This window comes from Mycobacterium saskatchewanense, from assembly GCF_010729105.1.
Classification (GTDB): Bacteria; Actinomycetota; Actinomycetes; order Mycobacteriales; family Mycobacteriaceae; genus Mycobacterium; species Mycobacterium saskatchewanense.
This window is the reverse complement of sequence record NZ_AP022573.1, coordinates 2,199,958-2,216,130: the sequence shown is the minus strand read 5'-3', so window position 1 is coordinate 2,216,130 and position 16,173 is coordinate 2,199,958. Positions and strand designations below refer to the sequence as shown.

The 16,173-nt window shown below is 68.3% G+C and carries 9 protein-coding genes; 4 read left to right on the top strand and 5 right to left on the bottom strand.

Features of this window, described 5'->3' with window-relative positions; translation table 11 throughout:
* Positions 1-120 precede the first annotated feature (120 nt).
* Complete coding sequence (gene corA / locus G6N56_RS10150) at positions 121-1,233, bottom strand: magnesium/cobalt transporter CorA (RefSeq protein ID WP_085254535.1); 1,113 nt, start codon at positions 1,231-1,233, stop codon at positions 121-123.
* Positions 1,234-1,438: 205 nt separating this feature from the next.
* On the opposite strand from corA, the gene G6N56_RS10145 reads away from it, so the two are divergent.
* From G6N56_RS10145 to G6N56_RS10135, 3 genes are read left to right on the top strand one after another with little or no spacing between them, the layout of a single operon-like run.
* Complete coding sequence (locus G6N56_RS10145) at positions 1,439-2,428, top strand: malate dehydrogenase (RefSeq protein WP_085254526.1); 990 nt, start codon at positions 1,439-1,441, stop codon at positions 2,426-2,428.
* A 40-nt stretch (positions 2,429-2,468) separates the two neighbouring features.
* Positions 2,469-3,635 (top strand): NAD(P)-dependent malic enzyme, encoded by a 1,167-nt coding sequence (locus G6N56_RS10140; RefSeq protein WP_232069264.1) that lies wholly within the window; start codon positions 2,469-2,471, stop codon positions 3,633-3,635.
* Positions 3,632-4,480 carry a glycine betaine ABC transporter substrate-binding protein gene (locus G6N56_RS10135; RefSeq protein ID WP_085254527.1) on the top strand — a complete coding sequence of 283 codons (849 nt, stop codon included), beginning with the start codon at positions 3,632-3,634 and terminating at the stop codon, positions 4,478-4,480. The genes G6N56_RS10140 and G6N56_RS10135 overlap by 4 nt, the downstream gene beginning before the upstream one ends.
* A 129-nt stretch (positions 4,481-4,609) precedes the next feature.
* Here G6N56_RS10135 and G6N56_RS10130 read toward each other — a convergent pair whose 3' ends face one another.
* The 3 genes from G6N56_RS10130 to G6N56_RS10120 all read right to left on the bottom strand — a co-directional run bounded on the left by G6N56_RS10130 (position 4,610) and on the right by G6N56_RS10120 (position 10,204).
* The gene (locus G6N56_RS10130; RefSeq protein ID WP_085254528.1) at positions 4,610-5,440 is read right to left on the bottom strand and encodes an SDR family NAD(P)-dependent oxidoreductase; all 831 of its coding nucleotides are present in this window, start codon (positions 5,438-5,440) and stop codon (positions 4,610-4,612) included.
* A gap of 79 nt (positions 5,441-5,519) precedes the next feature.
* On the bottom strand, positions 5,520-9,236 hold the full coding sequence (locus tag G6N56_RS10125; protein WP_085254529.1) for a multifunctional oxoglutarate decarboxylase/oxoglutarate dehydrogenase thiamine pyrophosphate-binding subunit/dihydrolipoyllysine-residue succinyltransferase subunit: 3,717 nt from the start codon (positions 9,234-9,236) through the stop codon (positions 5,520-5,522).
* 203 nt (positions 9,237-9,439) lie between these two features.
* The gene (locus G6N56_RS10120; protein ID WP_085254530.1) at positions 9,440-10,204 is read right to left on the bottom strand and encodes a hypothetical protein; all 765 of its coding nucleotides are present in this window, start codon (positions 10,202-10,204) and stop codon (positions 9,440-9,442) included.
* A 170-nt stretch (positions 10,205-10,374) separates the two neighbouring features.
* Here G6N56_RS10120 and G6N56_RS10115 point away from each other — a divergent pair, with 170 nt between their 5' ends.
* Positions 10,375-12,333 carry an MFS transporter gene (locus G6N56_RS10115; RefSeq protein ID WP_085254531.1) on the top strand — a complete coding sequence of 653 codons (1,959 nt, stop codon included), beginning with the start codon at positions 10,375-10,377 and terminating at the stop codon, positions 12,331-12,333.
* Here the strand turns inward: G6N56_RS10115 and G6N56_RS10110 are convergent.
* Complete coding sequence (locus G6N56_RS10110) at positions 12,306-15,731, bottom strand: TM0106 family RecB-like putative nuclease (protein ID WP_163645104.1); 3,426 nt, start codon at positions 15,729-15,731, stop codon at positions 12,306-12,308. The genes G6N56_RS10115 and G6N56_RS10110 overlap by 28 nt on opposite strands.
* Positions 15,732-16,173 lie beyond the last annotated feature (442 nt).

Sequence of the window (16,173 nt, the reverse complement as noted above, 5' to 3'; positions counted from 1 at the left end):
GGGCTAGCCGGTTACCGCTGCGATGCGGACAACTCCACACCGGTGCATGCTCATCAGACGCAAAAGTCCGCGACACGCCGGACGGAAGGGTGCTTTCGCGTCTGCTCGCGCAGGAAAACGCTAGAGCCAGTCGACCTTTCGGAAGCTGAAGTACAGCACCAGACACGAGGTGGCCATTATGCCGACCACCACCGGGTAGCTCCAATGCCACTTCAGCTCGGGCATGAACTCGAAGTTCATGCCATAGATGCCCGCGATCATGGTCGGCACCGCGACGATGCCGGCCCAGGCCGATATCTTGCGCATGTCGCTGTTCTGCTGCATCCCGACGCGAGCCAGCGCCGCCTGTATCAGCGAGTTGAGCATGTCGTCGTAGCTGTTGATATGGTCCGCGGCCTCGGATTGGTGGTCGGCGACGTCGCGCAGGTAGCGCCGGACTTCCTTGGAAATCAGGTCCTTGTTTTCAATCTGCATTCGATGAAACGCGCCCGACAGTGGGTTGACGCACCGGCGGAGTTCGACGACCTCTCGTTTGAGCAGATAAATCGGTTCGACGTCGAGCTTGCGGCCCGGGGCGAACGCCACCTCCTCGATGCTGTCGATGTCGGCTTCCACCAGAGCGCTCACCTCGAGGTAGTGGTCAACGACGTCATCGGCGATCGCGTGCATCACGGCATACGGGCCCAGGCGCATCTGTTGGGAGTCGGCTTCCATGCGCTTGCGCACCGCGGACAAGCCGCCGTGCTCGCCGTGGCGCACGGTGACCACGAAGTCGGCCCCGACGAAGATCATGATTTCGCCGGTTTCGACGATCTGGCGGGCCGCTACCACCGATTCATGCGGGACATAGTTGACGGTCTTCAGGACCAAGAACAACGTGTCGTCGTAGCGTTCCAGCTTCGGTCGCTGATGCGCGCAAACGGCGTCTTCGACGGCCAATGGGTGCAGACCGAAAATGTCGGCCACTTCCTGCATCTGGTGCGTGTCCGGCTCGCGCAAGCCGACCCAGACGAATGACTCGTGGCCCAGCATTTCGATCTCGCGAACCTTGTTGAGCGCGGCGGCGTAACTTAACTGTCCCGGCAGCCGGAGACCCTCGGCGTAGACCGCGCAGTCGACCAGCGCGTCGTGCCGCACCTCCTGGACGGGAAGCGAATTCGACTTCTGCGTGTCGTTAGGTTCGCGCACGAGCGGTCGCAGCACTTCGGGTAACGCGTCGGGCCCGGGAAACACGTTCACCTCCGATGGCAGCACAGGTCCGCAAAGCGGTGCTCAATGCTACGCGTCCGGGCGAAACGGGACGTGAAATCGCCGGTTGGTGCGCGGCTCCCAGGGAACTCCCAGGTGTTGGACCGGAGGTTTCGGCCCAGTGCCGGTGCGATAGTTTCGTCCCGACGGAACGTCTTAGATCCCGAGTCTCCTTAAGGAGTAAACCGACGTGAGCGCAAGTCCTGTCAAGGTCGCCGTCACCGGCGCCGCCGGCCAGATCGGCTACAGCCTGTTGTTCCGCCTGGCGAGCGGCGCGCTGCTGGGCGCCGACCGCCCGATCGAGCTGCGTCTGCTCGAGATCGAGCCGGCGCTCAAGGCGCTCGAGGGTGTCGTGATGGAGCTCGATGACTGCGCATTCCCCCTGCTGGCGGGCGTCGAGATCGGCGCCGACCCGAACAAGATCTTCGACGGTGTGAACCTCGCCCTGCTGGTCGGTGCCCGCCCGCGCACCAAGGGTATGGAGCGCGGTGACCTGCTGGAGGCCAACGGCGCGATCTTCACCGCGCAGGGCAAGGCCCTCAACTCGGTCGCGGCGCAGGACGTCCGGATCGGCGTGACCGGCAACCCGGCCAACACCAACGCGCTGATCGCGATGAGCAACGCACCCGACATCCCGCGGGAGCGGTTCACCGCGCTGACGCGCCTCGACCACAACCGGGCGATCTCCCAGCTGGCCAAGAAGACGGGCGCCGCGGTCACCGACATCAAGAAGATGACGATCTGGGGCAACCACTCGGCGACCCAGTACCCCGACGTGTTCCACGCCGAGGTGGGCGGGAAGAACGCCGCCGAGGTCATCGGCGACCAGGCGTGGATCGAGAACGACTTCATCCCGACCGTCGCCAAGCGCGGCGCGGCGATCATCGATGCGCGCGGCGCCTCGTCGGCCGCGTCGGCCGCGTCGGCGACCATCGACGCCGCGCGTGACTGGCTGCTGGGCAGCCCGGAGGGCAACTGGGTGTCCATGGCCGTCGTCTCCGACGGCTCGTATGGCGTGCCGGAGGGCCTGATCTCCTCGTTCCCGGTGACCACCAAGGCCGGCGACTGGACGATCGTGCAGGGGCTCGAGATCGACGACTTCTCCCGCGGCAAGATCGACGCGTCGACCGCGGAACTGGCCGATGAGCGCAGCGCGGTGACGGAGCTCGGACTCATCTAGCGGGTTGGGCCTACCGATCGGTAGTCAGTACCCTGATGCGGTGCCAGACATCGCGCAGCCACAGGTCCACATCGGTGACGACGAGATCTTCGAGGCGCACGTAGGTGGCAAGCTCTCGGTGGCGCTGACGGCGCCGCTGGACACCCAGCGCGCCCTTTCGGTTGCCTACACCCCGGGCGTGGCGCAGGTCAGCCGCGCGATCGCCGCCGATCCCACCCTGGCCGCGCGCTACACGTGGGCCAACCGGCTGGTGGCGGTCGTCAGCGATGGCAGCGCCGTGCTCGGTCTCGGCGACATCGGCCCGTCGGCGTCGCTGCCTGTGATGGAAGGCAAATGCGGCCTGTTCAAGCAGTTCGGGGGCCTGGACGCGATCCCGATCGTGCTCGACACCAAGGACCCCGACGAGATCGTCGAGACGCTGGTGCGGCTGCGGCCCACGTTCGGCGCCGTGAACCTCGAGGACATCTCCGCGCCGCGCTGCTTCGAGATCGAGCGGCGGGTCATCGAGGCGCTGGACTGCCCGGTGATGCACGACGACCAGCACGGCACCGCCATCGTCGTGCTGGCCGCCCTGATGGGGGCGAGCAAGCTACTCGGCCGGGACATGACGTCGTTGCGGGTCGCGGTGTCCGGCGCCGGAGCTGCCGGCGTAGCCTGCACGAAACTCCTTCTGGCGATGGGTGTCTCGGAGATCACCGTGCTGGACTCGCGGGGCATTCTGCACACCGGCCGCGACCACATGAACGAGGTCAAGCGCGACCTCGCCCGACGCACCAATCCGGCGGGTCTCACCGGCGGGCTGGCGGAGGCGCTGCGCGGGGCGGACGTCTTCCTCGGGGTGTCGGCGGGTGCGGTGCCGGAGGAACTGGTCGCCACGATGGCGCCCGGGGGGATCGTGTTCGCGCTCTCCAACCCCGACCCGGAGATTGACCCCGAGGTGGCGGCCCGTTACGCGGCGGTGGTGGCCACCGGCCGCAGCGACTACCCGAACCAGATCAACAACGTGCTGGCGTTTCCCGGCGTGTTTCGCGGGGCGCTGGACGTCGGGGCGCGCCGGATCACCGAGAAGATGATGGTCGTCGCGGCCGAGGCGATCTTTTCCGTGGTCAGCGACGACCTTGCGCCCGACCGGATCGTCCCGAGCCCGCTGGACATGCGCGTCGGGGAAGCGGTGGCCAGAGCGGTGGCCCTGGCCGCCGAAGGGTGAGAGCCGGCAGGCCGGCCGCGCTGCTCGTCGCGACCCTGCTCGTCGCGGCCGGCTGCGCGACCCACGCCGGCGGCCGTCCGGAAGTGGTCGTCGGGTCTCGCCCCGATCCCCAGTCAACGTTGCTGGCCGGCATCTACGTGGCGGCGCTGCGGTCGTACGGTTTCGCGGCGCGCCCCGGTACCGCCACCGACCCGATGGCGAAGCTCGACTCGGGTGAGTTCACCGTCGTTCCCGCCTTCACCGGGCGGACGCTCCAGCGCATGCAGCCCGGGGCGTCCGCGCTGTCGGACACCCAGGTCTACCGCGCGATGATCGCGGCGCTGCCCGAGGGCGTCCTGGCAGGCGACTACGCGACCGCCGCCGAAGACAAACCGGTGCTGCTGGTCACGCAGTCCACCGCGACGGCGTGGGGCGGTCAAGAGCTCAGCGAATTGCCCGCGCACTGCGACGGGCTGCTGACCGGGGCCGTTACGGGGTTCGACAGCCCGTCGGCGGTGGGGACGTGCCGGCTCGTTCAGCCGCGCGAGTTCCCTTCTGGCTCATTACTTTTCGAGGCACTGCGGGCCGGTCAGCTGACCGCGGCCTGGTCGACCACCGCGGACCCCGGCATCCCCGCCGACGTGATCGCACTGGCGGACGGCAAACCGGCGCTGATCCGCGCCGAGAACGTGGTGCCGCTGTACCGCCGCAACGCGCTGGCGGACCGGCAGCTGCTGGCCATCAACGAGGTGGCCGGCGTGCTCGACACCGCGGCGCTGGCCGACATGCGCCGCCAGCTGGCCGGCGGCGCCGACCCGCAGGCGGTGGCCGGCGGATGGTTGGCCGAGCACCCGCTGGGGCGCTGAGTGCATTCCTGCGCGAGCAGACGCAAACGCACCCTTTCGCTCGGCGTGTCGCGGACTTTTGCGTCTGGGCATGCAGCGGCGTGAGCCTCGGGACGTTGAGCGCGCAGTCCCGGGCGGGAAAAAGCCCGGTCAGTGCTTCGGGGCCAGCATCCGGCGCAGCACCGGGCTGAAGAGGCGCTGATAGCCCGAGCCGGTCACTCGCACCAGGGCGTCCAAGACCTTGGCGTCCGGGCCGACCAGCACGCGGGCCTTGTTCTTGCGCACCGCGTCAAGGATCACCAGGGCCGCGCGGTGCGGACTGGTCTTGGCCAGCCGCTTGTCGAACACCTGGGCCAGCTCGTCGCGGTCAAGCCCCTCCGCGGCGCCGGCGTTGCGGGCGATCGCCGTCTTGATGCCGCCGGGGTGCACCGTGGTCACCCCGACCGGGTGGCCGGACAAGATCATCTCCTGGCGCAGCGCCTCGGTGAAGCCGCGGACGGCGAACTTCGCCGAGTTGTACGCCGCCTGCCCCGGCACCGAGAACAACCCGAACACGCTCGAGATGTTGATGACGTGGCCGTCGCCGGAGGCGATCAGGTGTGGGAGGAAGGCCTTCGTGCCGTTCACGACGCCCCAGAAGTCGACGTCCATCACCCGTTCGATGTCCTTGAACTGGCTGACCTCGATATCCCCGCTGAAGGCGATGCCGGCGTTGTTGTAGATCTGGTTGACCTTGCCGAAGTGCTCGGCGACGGCGTCGGCGTAGGCGAGGAACGCCTCGCGCTCGGTGACGTCGAGCCGGTCTGCTTTGACGGGCGCGCCGATCGCCTTGAGCTCCCGCTCGGTCGCCGCCAGGCCCTCGACGTCGACGTCGCTGATCGCCACCTTCGCGCCCGAACGCCCCAGCTCGATGGCCAGCGCCTGACCGATGCCCGAACCCGCGCCCGTGACGACGGCAACCTTCCCGGCGAACCCCTCCATGAGCACCCTTCCTGTCCGCGTAACCGAGTCGAGGCTAGCCGGTACCGGTGGTCCCCGGTATCGGTGGGTGGGTCGGCGATCAGCCGAACGCGGTGTCGAGGATCTCCTGCTGCTCGACCGCGTGCACCTTCGACGATCCCGACGACGGCGCGGACATCGCCCGCCGCGAGATGCGCTTGATCCCCGCCAGCTTTCCGGGCAGCAGCTCCGGGAGCTCGAGGCCGAACCGCGGCCAGGCGCCCTGGTTGGCGGGCTCCTCCTGGACCCAGAAGAACTCGCCGGCGTTCGGGTAGCGGTCGAGCGTCTCGCTGAGCCGGCGCTTGGGCACCGGGGCCAGCTGCTCGATGCGCACGATCGCGACGTCTTCCCGGCCTTCCTTGGCCTTGCGGGCGGCGAGCTCGTAATAGATCTTTCCGCTGGTCAGCAGGATCCGCCGGACCTTGCCGCGGTCGCCGACGCCGTCCTCGTAGGTGGGTTCCTCGAGCACCGAGCGGAACTTGAGCTCGGTGAAGTCCCTGACGTCGCTGACCGCGGCCTTGTTGCGCAGCATCGACTTGGGCGTGAACACGATCAGCGGCCGCTGCACACCGTCGAGGGCGTGCCGGCGCAGCAGGTGGAAGTAGTTCGACGGTGTCGAGGGCATGGCGATCGTCATCGACCCCTCCGCCCACAGCTGCAGGAAGCGCTCGATGCGCCCGGAGGTGTGGTCGGGGCCCTGGCCCTCGTGGCCGTGCGGCAGCAGCAGCACCACGTTGGACAGCTGGCCCCACTTGGCCTCACCGGAGCTGATGAACTCGTCGATGATCGACTGCGCGCCGTTGACGAAGTCGCCGAACTGCGCCTCCCACAGGACCAGGGCGTCGGGGTTGCCGACGGTGTAGCCGTACTCGAAGCCGACCGCCGCGTACTCCGACAGCGGCGAGTCGTAGACCAGGAACTTGCCGCCCGTGGGGGTGCCGTCGGGATTGGTCGCGAGCAACTGCAGCGGGGTGAACTCTTCCCCGGTGATGCGGTCGATGATCACCGAGTGCCGCTGCGAGAAGGTGCCGCGCCGGGTGTCCTGCCCCGACAGCCGCACCAGCTTGCCCTCGGCCACCAGCGTGCCCAGCGCCAGCAACTCGCCGAAGGCCCAATCGATCTTGCCCTCGTAGGCCATCTCGCGGCGCCTCTCCAGGACCGGCCGCACGCGGGGGTGCGCGGTGAACCCGTCCGGCAGCGCGAGGAACGCGTCACCGATGCGAGCCAGCAGCGCCTTGTCCACCGCGGTGGACAGGCCGGCGGGGATCATCTGGTCGGCTTCGACCGATTCGCTGGGCGAGACGCCGTGTTTCTCCACCTCGCGGACCTCGTTGAACACGCGCTCGAGCTGACCCTGGTAGTCGCGCAGGGCGTCCTCGGCCTCCTTGAGCGAGATGTCGCCGCGGCCGATCAGGGATTCGGTGTAGCTCTTGCGGACCCCGCGCTTGACGTCGACCACGTCGTACATCGAGGGGTTGGTCATCGACGGGTCGTCGCCCTCGTTGTGTCCGCGCCGCCGGTAACACAGCATGTCGATGATGACGTCCTTGTGGAACCGCTGCCGGAAGTCCACGGCCAGCTTCGCCACCCACACGCAGGCTTCCGGGTCGTCGCCGTTGACGTGGAAGATCGGCGCCCCGACCATCTTCGCGACATCGGTGCAGTATTCGCTGGACCGCGAGTACTCCGGCGCGGTGGTGAAGCCGATCTGGTTGTTGACGATGATGTGGATGGTGCCGCCAACGCGGTAGCCGGGCAGGTGCGCCAGGTTCAGCGTCTCGGCGACGATGCCCTGGCCGGCGAACGCGGCGTCACCGTGCAGCATCATCGGCACCACGGGGAACCGATCGCTGCCGTCCTCCTCCAGCAGGTCCTGCTTGGCGCGGACCAGGCCCTCCAGCACCGGGTCGACGGCCTCGAGGTGCGACGGGTTGGCGGTCAGCGACACCTTGATGTCGTTGTCGCCGAACATCTGGAGGTAGACCCCCGTGGCACCCAGGTGGTACTTGACGTCGCCGGACCCGTGGGCCTGCGAGGGGTTGAGGTTGCCCTCGAACTCGCTGAAGATCTGCTTGTACGGCTTGCCGACGATGTTGGCCAACACGTTGAGCCGGCCGCGGTGCGGCATCCCGATGACCACCTCGTCGAGGGCGTGCTCGGCGCACTGGTCGATGGCTGCGTCCATCATGGGGATCACGCTCTCGGCGCCCTCAAGTGAGAACCGTTTCTGGCCAACGTATTTGGTTTGCAGGAAAGTCTCGAACGCCTCGGCCGCGTTGAGCCGGCTCAAGATGTACTTCTGCTCGGCCACGCTCGGTTTGACGTGCTTGGTCTCGATCCGCTCCTGCAGCCACTGCTGCTGCTCGGGCTCGAGGATGTGGGTGTACTCCACCCCGATGTGCCGGCAGTAGGCGTCGCGCAGCAGACCCAGCACGTCGCGCAGCTTCTTGTACTCGCAGCCGGCGAAGCCGTTGACCTTGAACACCCGGTCGAGGTCCCAGAGGGTGAGGCCGTGGGTCAGCACCTCGAGGTCGGGGTGGCTGCGGAACCGGGTCCCGTCCAGCCGCAGCGGGTCGATGTCGGCCATCAGGTGGCCGCGGTTGCGGTAGGCCGCGATCAGCTCCATGACCCGGGCGTTCTTGTCGACGATCGAGTCGGGGTTATCCGTGCTCCAGCGCACCGGCAGGTACGGGATGCTCAGCTCGCGGAAGATCTCGTCCCAGAAGTCGTCCGAGAGCAGCATCTCGTGGATGGCGCGCAGGAAGTCGCCGGACTCCGCGCCCTGGATGATGCGGTGGTCGTAGGTCGACGTGAGGGTGATCAGTTTGCCGATGCCCAGCTCGGCGATGCGCTCCTCACTCGCGCCCTGGAACTCCGCCGGGTACTCCATCGCGCCGACACCGATGATCGCGCCCTGGCCCGCCATCAGGCGGGGGACGGAGTGGACGGTGCCGATGGTGCCCGGGTTGGTCAGCGAAATCGTCACGCCGCCAAAGTCTTCCGCCGTCAGTTTGCCGTCGCGGGCCCGACGGACGATGTCTTCGTAGGCGGTGACGAACTGGGCGAAGCGCATGGTCTCGCACCGCTTGATCCCGGCCACCACCAGGGCGCGCTTGCCGTCCTTGCCCTGTAAGTCGATCGCCAGGCCCAGGTTGGTGTGTGCCGGTGTGACGGCATTCGGCTTGCCGTCGACCTCGGCGTAGTGCCGGTTCATGTTGGGGAACGCCTTGATGGCCTGCACCAGCGCGTACCCGAGGATGTGGGTGAAGGAGATCTTGCCGCCGCGCGTGCGCTTGAGCTGGTTGTTGATGACGATCCGGTTGTCGATCAGCAGCTTGGCCGGGATGGCGCGCACGCTGGTCGCCGTGGGCACTTCCAGCGACGCGGACATGTTCTTGACGACGGCCGCCGCGGCCCCGCGCAGCACCTGCACCTCGTCGCCTTCGGCCGGCGGGGGAGCGGGGGCCTTTGATGCGGCAGGCGAAGGTGCGGGAGCCGCGGCCTTCGGCGCCGCCGCGCCGTTACCCGAGGGGGCGGCCGGCTTCTTCGGCTCGGCGGTGCCGACAACCGCGCGCTCAGCCGGCGCCGCGGCTTGCGCCTGGGGGCGGGCGGGCCCGTCGGCGTTGCGCGGCGCCGGTTCGGCACTCGGCTCGGGGTTGTAGTCGACCAGGAACTCGTGCCAGCTCGGATCGACCGACGAAGGGTCGTCGCGGAACTTGCGGTACATCTCCTCGACGAGCCATTCGTTTTGCCCGAATGGCGAACTGATATTGCTCACGGCCGCTGTTCGCCTCAATTCCTCTGCTCTGCAAGCCCGTTAACTGCTGAAGTGCGGCGCCTGCGACTTCCTACGGCTCGGCTGATGGGTACCTCACGCGCGCGGCGGCAATCACCGTTCACCGCCCTATAAAGGCTAACCTCTCGCCAGCCTTTCGCCAGGCAGAGGTTCCGTCGGCCGCCACCCGGCTGCTCACCCGCCTGCTAACCCGCCTCCGAGACCGGCGGCACCAGGTGCAAGTTGCGCGGCCACCGCGCGGGCGGGGGGCCGAAGGCATCCCGGGCGTTGCGGGCGATCTTCTTGCCCGCGAGGTAGTTGCCGACCGCGCCGACGATGACGCCGATGCCGACCGGCAGCATCTTGCCGAACATGAGCGCGCTGCGTCGCACGGTGTACCGCTTCACCCACGTCTTGAGCAGGCGCGAGTTCAACAGCGACATCGACGACAGGGGCAGCGCAGACACGCCCTCCGAAATCCACGCGCCGCTGGTGCGGCCCGGACCGATCAGGTCGGCCACGGCGGTCTTGCTGTTGTCACCCACCAACACCGTGAGCACCAGCGCACGGCGCCGCTCCCGGTGATCGGCCGGAATGCCGTACACCACGGCCAACGCCAGCACGAAGAACGCCGTGGCCTCGAGGAACGCGACCGTCTCCGCGGCTGCGGCGGACAGGGCACTGATCGTGCCGATGCCGGGGATCGTCGCCGCCGCACCCACCGCCATGCCGCTGAGCGTCACCATGGTCACGTAGCGCTTCTCCAGCTTGGCGACGATCTCGGCGGGGCTGGTGCCCTGGTGCGCGTCGCGCAGCCGGGTGACGTACGCCTCTGCCGCCGGTCCCTGAATCCGGTAGCTGCGCTCGATGACCTGCGCCAATGCCCGTGCAGAGGCTTTGGGCCGGCCGCCGCCAGCAGGCGCCTGTTCCAGCCCGGTGGTGTTCGATTTTCGGTTGCGTCGGGTCCGCATATGCCTCTCCTGCGAATGGCGTCCTTCCAGGTTAACCCGCATTACATCCTTGGCTGCGCGTCCGTTTGTGGTACCCGGAATAATGCAGCCTGAACGTCGGTGACCGGTTCGGTCGCACGCGTGCGTCCGGCGACCGGACGGCATCACGGGGAGCGAAACGAGGTGGGTGGATGACCACGGCGACGCCCCGGCCGCGGGGAGCCCGGCGCGCGGGTCATGCCGGGTTCGCGACGCGCTGGACCTCCGCGCTGGCGCGCGGGACCGGGAATCCGTGGTACGCGCTGTGGGCGATGATGATCGGTTTCTTCATGATCATGGTCGACTCGACGGTCGTCGCCATCGCCAATCCGACCATCATGGCCGAGCTGCGCATCGGCTACGACGCCGTGGTGTGGGTGACCAGCGCCTACCTGCTCGGATACGCGGTGGTGTTGCTGGTCGCCGGGCGGCTCGGTGACCGCTACGGCCCCAAGAACCTCTACCTCGTCGGCCTGGCCGTGTTCACCGCGGCCTCGGTGTGGTGCGGCCTGTCCGGCAGCGCCGTGATGCTGATCACCGCGCGGGTCGTGCAGGGGGTCGGCGCCGGGCTGCTGACCCCGCAGACCCTCTCGACAATCACGCGGGTCTTCCCGCCGGAGCGCCGCGGCGTCGCCGTCAGCCTGTGGGGCGCGACCGCGGGCGTCGCCAGCCTGGTAGGGCCGCTGGTGGGTGGGGCGCTGGTCGACGGGCTGGGCTGGCAGTGGATCTTCTTCGTCAACGTGCCGGTGGGCATCGTCGGGCTGGGCCTGGCGGTGTGGCTGGTCCCGGTGCTGCCCACCCAGTCGCACCGGTTCGACCTGATCGGGGTCGCGCTGTCCGGGGCCGGGGTGTTCCTCATCGTGTTCGGACTGCAGCAGGGCCAGGAGGAGCACTGGCAGCCGTGGATCTGGGCCATGATCGTGGCCGGCGTCGGCTTCATGACCGCCTTCGTCTACTGGCAGTCCGTCAACGCCCACGAGCCGTTGATTCCGCTCGCGATCTTCCGCGACCGCGATTTCGGGCTGTGCAACGCCGGAGTGGCCATCGTCTCGTTCGCGGCGACGGGAATGATGCTGCCGCTCACCTTCTATGCGCAGGAGGTGTGTGGGTTGTCGCCCACGCGATCGGCGCTGTTGATCGCGCCGATGGCGATCTGTAACGGGGTGCTCGCGCCCTTCGTCGGCCGGATCGTCGACCGCTACCACCCGTTGCCGGTTCTCGGGTTCGGCTTCTCGGCACTGGCGGTCGGGCTGACGTGGTTGTCCTTCGAGATGTCGCCGGACACGCCGATCTGGCGGCTGGTGCTGCCATTTGCCGCGGTGGGCGCCGGGATGGCCTTTGTGTGGCCCCCGCTGACGGCGACCGCGACCCGCAACCTGCCGCCTCAGCTCGCCGGCGCCGGTTCCGCGGTGTACAACTCGGTGCGCCAGCTGGGCGCGGTGCTCGGCAGCGCGGGCATGGCGGCGTTCATGACCTACCGAATCGGCGCCGAGATGCCGCCGAGCCCGCCCGCCGCGGAAGACTCCACCGGCCTGCAACTGCCCGAGTTCCTCCGCGATCCCTTCGCGGCCGCGATGTCCCAGTCGTTGCGGCTGCCCGCCCTCGTCGCGTTGCTCGGGATCATCATCGCGCTCTTCCTGCTGGGCTTCGGCCCGTCGGCGAACGACCGCCACCCGGCGCAGGATGACGATTTCGAGGACTATGACGACGACGAGTACGTCGAGTTCATCTTGCTGCGCGAGCCGGGCATCGAGACGCCGCCGCGTCGGCCGGCCCGGCCGGCGCAGGAGCCGGTCCGCCGCCCCAAGCCGGCGCCGCCCGGAGCACGGCGCCGCGACCCCGTGCCGGCGGGGCGCACCCCGCTTGCGGCGCCGTCGGTCGGTTCCACCCACAACGGCTCGCACGCCGACGCCGGCGTGCGCGTCCGCCCGATCGCCGAACTGTCGGCGCGCGCCTTCGGAGTCGGGTCACCGGGGGATGGGCGGTCGACGAGGCGGCTCAACGGTTCCGCGGGCCGGCACCTCCCCGCCGAGGAGGGCGGGGCGCGAGGCCAGCACTCTCGTCCCGACGACGAACCGACCGGCTACGGGCGGCATTCGTCGGGCCGATAGCTCCGCTCGGTCAGGGCCAGGAAGGCGCCGAGGTCGATCAGACCCCCGGGCGTGGCGGGCAGGTACTCGGTCAGCAGCTGCGAGCGCACGATCACCGCCGCATATTGCGCTCGGCTCACGGCGACGTTGAGTCGGTTCCTGTTGAGCAGGAACGACATTCCCCGCGGCACCAGGTCAGCGGACGAGACGGTCATCGAGACGAAGGCGAGCGGTGCCTGCGCGCCCTGGAACTTGTCGACGGTCCCCACCCGGATGCCGTCGAGCCCGGCCGCGGTCAGCCGTTGACGCACCAGCGCAACTTGGGCGTTGTACGGCGCGAGCACCAGCACGTCGGAGGCGGCGAGCGGCCGAGTGCCCTTTTCGTCGGTCCACTCGCTACCGAGGAGTTTTTTGATCCCGTCGACGATCGCGTCGGCCTCCTCCCCGCTCTCGATCGAATTACCTTGGTGCGCAACGGATAATACGTGCACGCCCGGCCGGAATCCGCCGAGCCGCCGCGCCGCGGTGCACTCGTCGGACCGCAGCCTCCCCCCGTAGGACAGCACGGACACCGCGGCGCAAACCGCCGGATGCATCCGGTACGAGCGGTCCAGAAAGTAGCCACGCTCGGCCGGCAACGTCTGGTGGCCGTCGACCAGCCAGTCCAGCGCAGACGTGTCGACCCGCTCGGGGTGGGTCCCCTGGCTCACCTGTGGCAGTTGTTGCGGGTCGCCGAGCAGCATGAGATTGACGGCCGCCGGCGCCACGGCGATGGTGTTGGCCAGGCAGAACTGACCCGCCTCGTCGATCACCAGCAGGTCCAGACTGCCCGGAGTGATCCGGTTCGCGTTGGCGAAATCCCATGCGGTGCCGCCGATCACACACCCCGGCGTGCCGGCGAGGAAAGCGGCGTAGCCGTTTCCGTCGATCTGCTGCCAGGGCTTGGGGGCGTTGTCGTACGGTTTCTTCGCTACCCGCGCCGGGTCCAGCCCGGACTCGATCACGCAGCTCAGCAGGTTTTCGACCGTGGCGTGCGATTGGGCGACGACGCCGACGCGCCAGCCATGTGCTGTCACCAGTCGATCGATCACCCGGGCGGCGGTGTGCGTCTTGCCGGTGCCCGGTGGCCCGTGCACCGCCAGGTACGACGAATCCAAATCCAATGCCGCGGAGGTGATGTCGGTGACAGCGTCGGTGCGGCGCGGGAGCGGATCGCCGCTGCGCGTGCGCGGGGCGCGGCGCAGCAGAACGTCGAGCACGGCGGTGCTGGGCAGCCGGGGCAACCCGGCGGCCACCGCGGCGGCGGTCGTCTCGATGGACTCGCGCAGCGCCGTGGTCGAAATGGGCGGGCCCGGGGTTAGCGCGAAGGGCAACTGATCAAACCTGTTGTCGTCGTTATCGATTCGCTCGACGATAACGACCTCGGTGGGCACGGCCGGGTCGTCGACCTCGACGACCTGCGCGCGGGCGGCCGCCCGCCGGTCGGGACTGTCGGTCATGGCGGTCGGGGCTGGCGGGTCGTACAGCGCGAACACGTTCGCCATCAGGTCGCCGCGCGCCAGTTGGCCGCGTAACCGAACCCGGCGCTGTGGTTTGCGCGCGCGGGGCGGCAGGTGCCAGTCGACGTCGACCGATGCTTCGGTCACGATGAAGACGTCGGTGTCGTCGTCCCACTCGTCGACGGGGAAGTTGAGCCGGTCGAAGTGCGACCACCAGAACGGTTTGTCCTCGCGCCGGTGATAGCCGCGTGCCGCGGCCAGCAATGCCACCGCCGTCTGCTCGGGCGCGCGGGCGCCGAGGGCGGCGTCGCCGGTGAATTTCGACAGCGTGACCGCCAGTTCGTCGCGGTCTTCGACGGTGTTGCCCTGCGGAACCGGCTGGGCGCCAACGGGAACGACGCCGGACTCATAGGCCCGCAGCATCAGCCAGTTTCGCAGTTCGCGGGTGGACCGGCAGTCGTAGTGGTTGTAGTCCTCGATCTCCTTGAGCACGGACGCGGCCTCGTCGTCACGACCGGCGGCCCGCAGCTCGCAGTACTCGGCGTAGGAGTTGATCGATCCGGTGGCCGTGGTGACGTCACCGCCCCGCAGCTGCGCGCCCATGTACAGCGGCTCGAGCGCCTTGAGGCTGAACGACTCGGCCCCGACGCGAATGCTCTTGCGCACCAGAGGGTAAAGGTCGACCAGCGTTCCGCTGCGCAACAACTCGTCGACCTGGTCCTCGCCGACGCCGTAGCGTCCCGCCAGGCGCAGCAACGCGGTCTTCTCGTACGGCGCGTAGTGGTAGATGTGCATGTGGGGCCGGCGCTTGCGGCGTTTGGCCACCATCGCCAGGAAATCGGTGAGCGCCTTGCGTTCGTCCACCCGGTCGTGCGACCAAAACGGACGGAAGCCGCCGGTGGCGTCCATGACGCCGAACAGGTATTCCAGGCCCCACTCCTGACCGTCCGCGGTCCACAGTGGGTCGCCCTCGAAGTCGAAGAACAGGTCGCCGGGGTCGGGCTCGGGCAGCAGCGCGAGTGGTCGGGGGTCGACGACCTCGAATTGGGGTATTCCCGTAATACGCTGGCGTACTTGCAGTTTCGCTTGCTCGCTCAACTTTCGGAGCGCACCGGGCGTCAACTCGGGCACCGGGGCGGTGTGTTCTGCGAGATCGGCGACGGTGGTGATGCCGGCGTCGACGAGCCGTTCCCGCTGGGTCACCCGCATGCCGGCGACGAGCAGCAGGTCGTCGGCCGCGCGCAGCTGTTCGGTGCACAACTCGCACCGGAAGCATGCCGCTACGTCCTGGTCGTCCCAGCGCACGGCGGCGCCTGTGCCGTAGTGCCGGTCGAGGAGGTTCTGCAACAGTGCGCGCTGAGAGCGGTATACGGGCACTAGGTCGCAGACCCGATACCGCACGGCCGTCCCGTCTCCGAGGCGCAGCTCCGCTTCCGGGGCGATGGGCACGCCGGACGCGGCCAGCGCGTCGGCGTACGCCGCCAGCTGCAGCAAGGCGGTGACCTTGGGAGAGCGGGCCAGCTTGGTGTCCGTCACCCGGTAGCGATCCCCCTCGAGGACCAGAAAGTCGGCGAAGCCGACGAAACGGCCGTCGAACATCGCCGGCTGATACACGACCGGCGCGCGCCGGCCGACGGCGCGCTGGGTCGCCTCGGCCGCCGCCGTCAGCCCGGCGAGCGTGTAGGCGGGGCGGCCGATGACCGTGACACCGTCCCCGTACCTGTCGCGCAGTCCGTCGAGCTCGCGCCGCTCATGCTCATTACCGAGGGCGGCGGTGCGGGCGAACAGCTCGTCTTCGACATGTACGGCCGGGCCCCGGCCCAGCTTGCCGTCGAAATCACGCAACAGCGCGTATTCGCAGCGGGCGGCGGCGGCCAGATCCGACGCGCTGTAGACGGTTTTGTCCCCCGCGACGAACACAGCCCCACTGTAGGGGAGCGGTCGGACAAGGCAGGGATCTCGCCTCGTCGCGGGGTTCTCGAGGACTCGAGGAATTGCCGCCATCGGTCCGTGTCGGCCCGTTTCCTCGATCGTTGTTAACTGTCGCTGTTAGCGGTAATTAACTCACTGTAGTAAATATTGTTCAATTCTGTAGTAACTCGCGGAAACAGCCGGTTCGGCTCCCGCAATTCGCGAGTGATCAAGCAGTTCGCGGAGGGCGGGCCATTGTGACCGCTGGTCATATTTGTCGGAGCATCTGCACAAACACACATGACGTGCTTATACACCGCTTATCGCTTACCGATAATGCGTGTCGGGAAGGAAAGGTCAAGCGCAACTGATGGGGACGATCCCGGGGTTGTCCACGGTGCTCGCGGCTACGGGCCTCAGGGAATAGAAACGAACTTGATAGTTTGCTGTT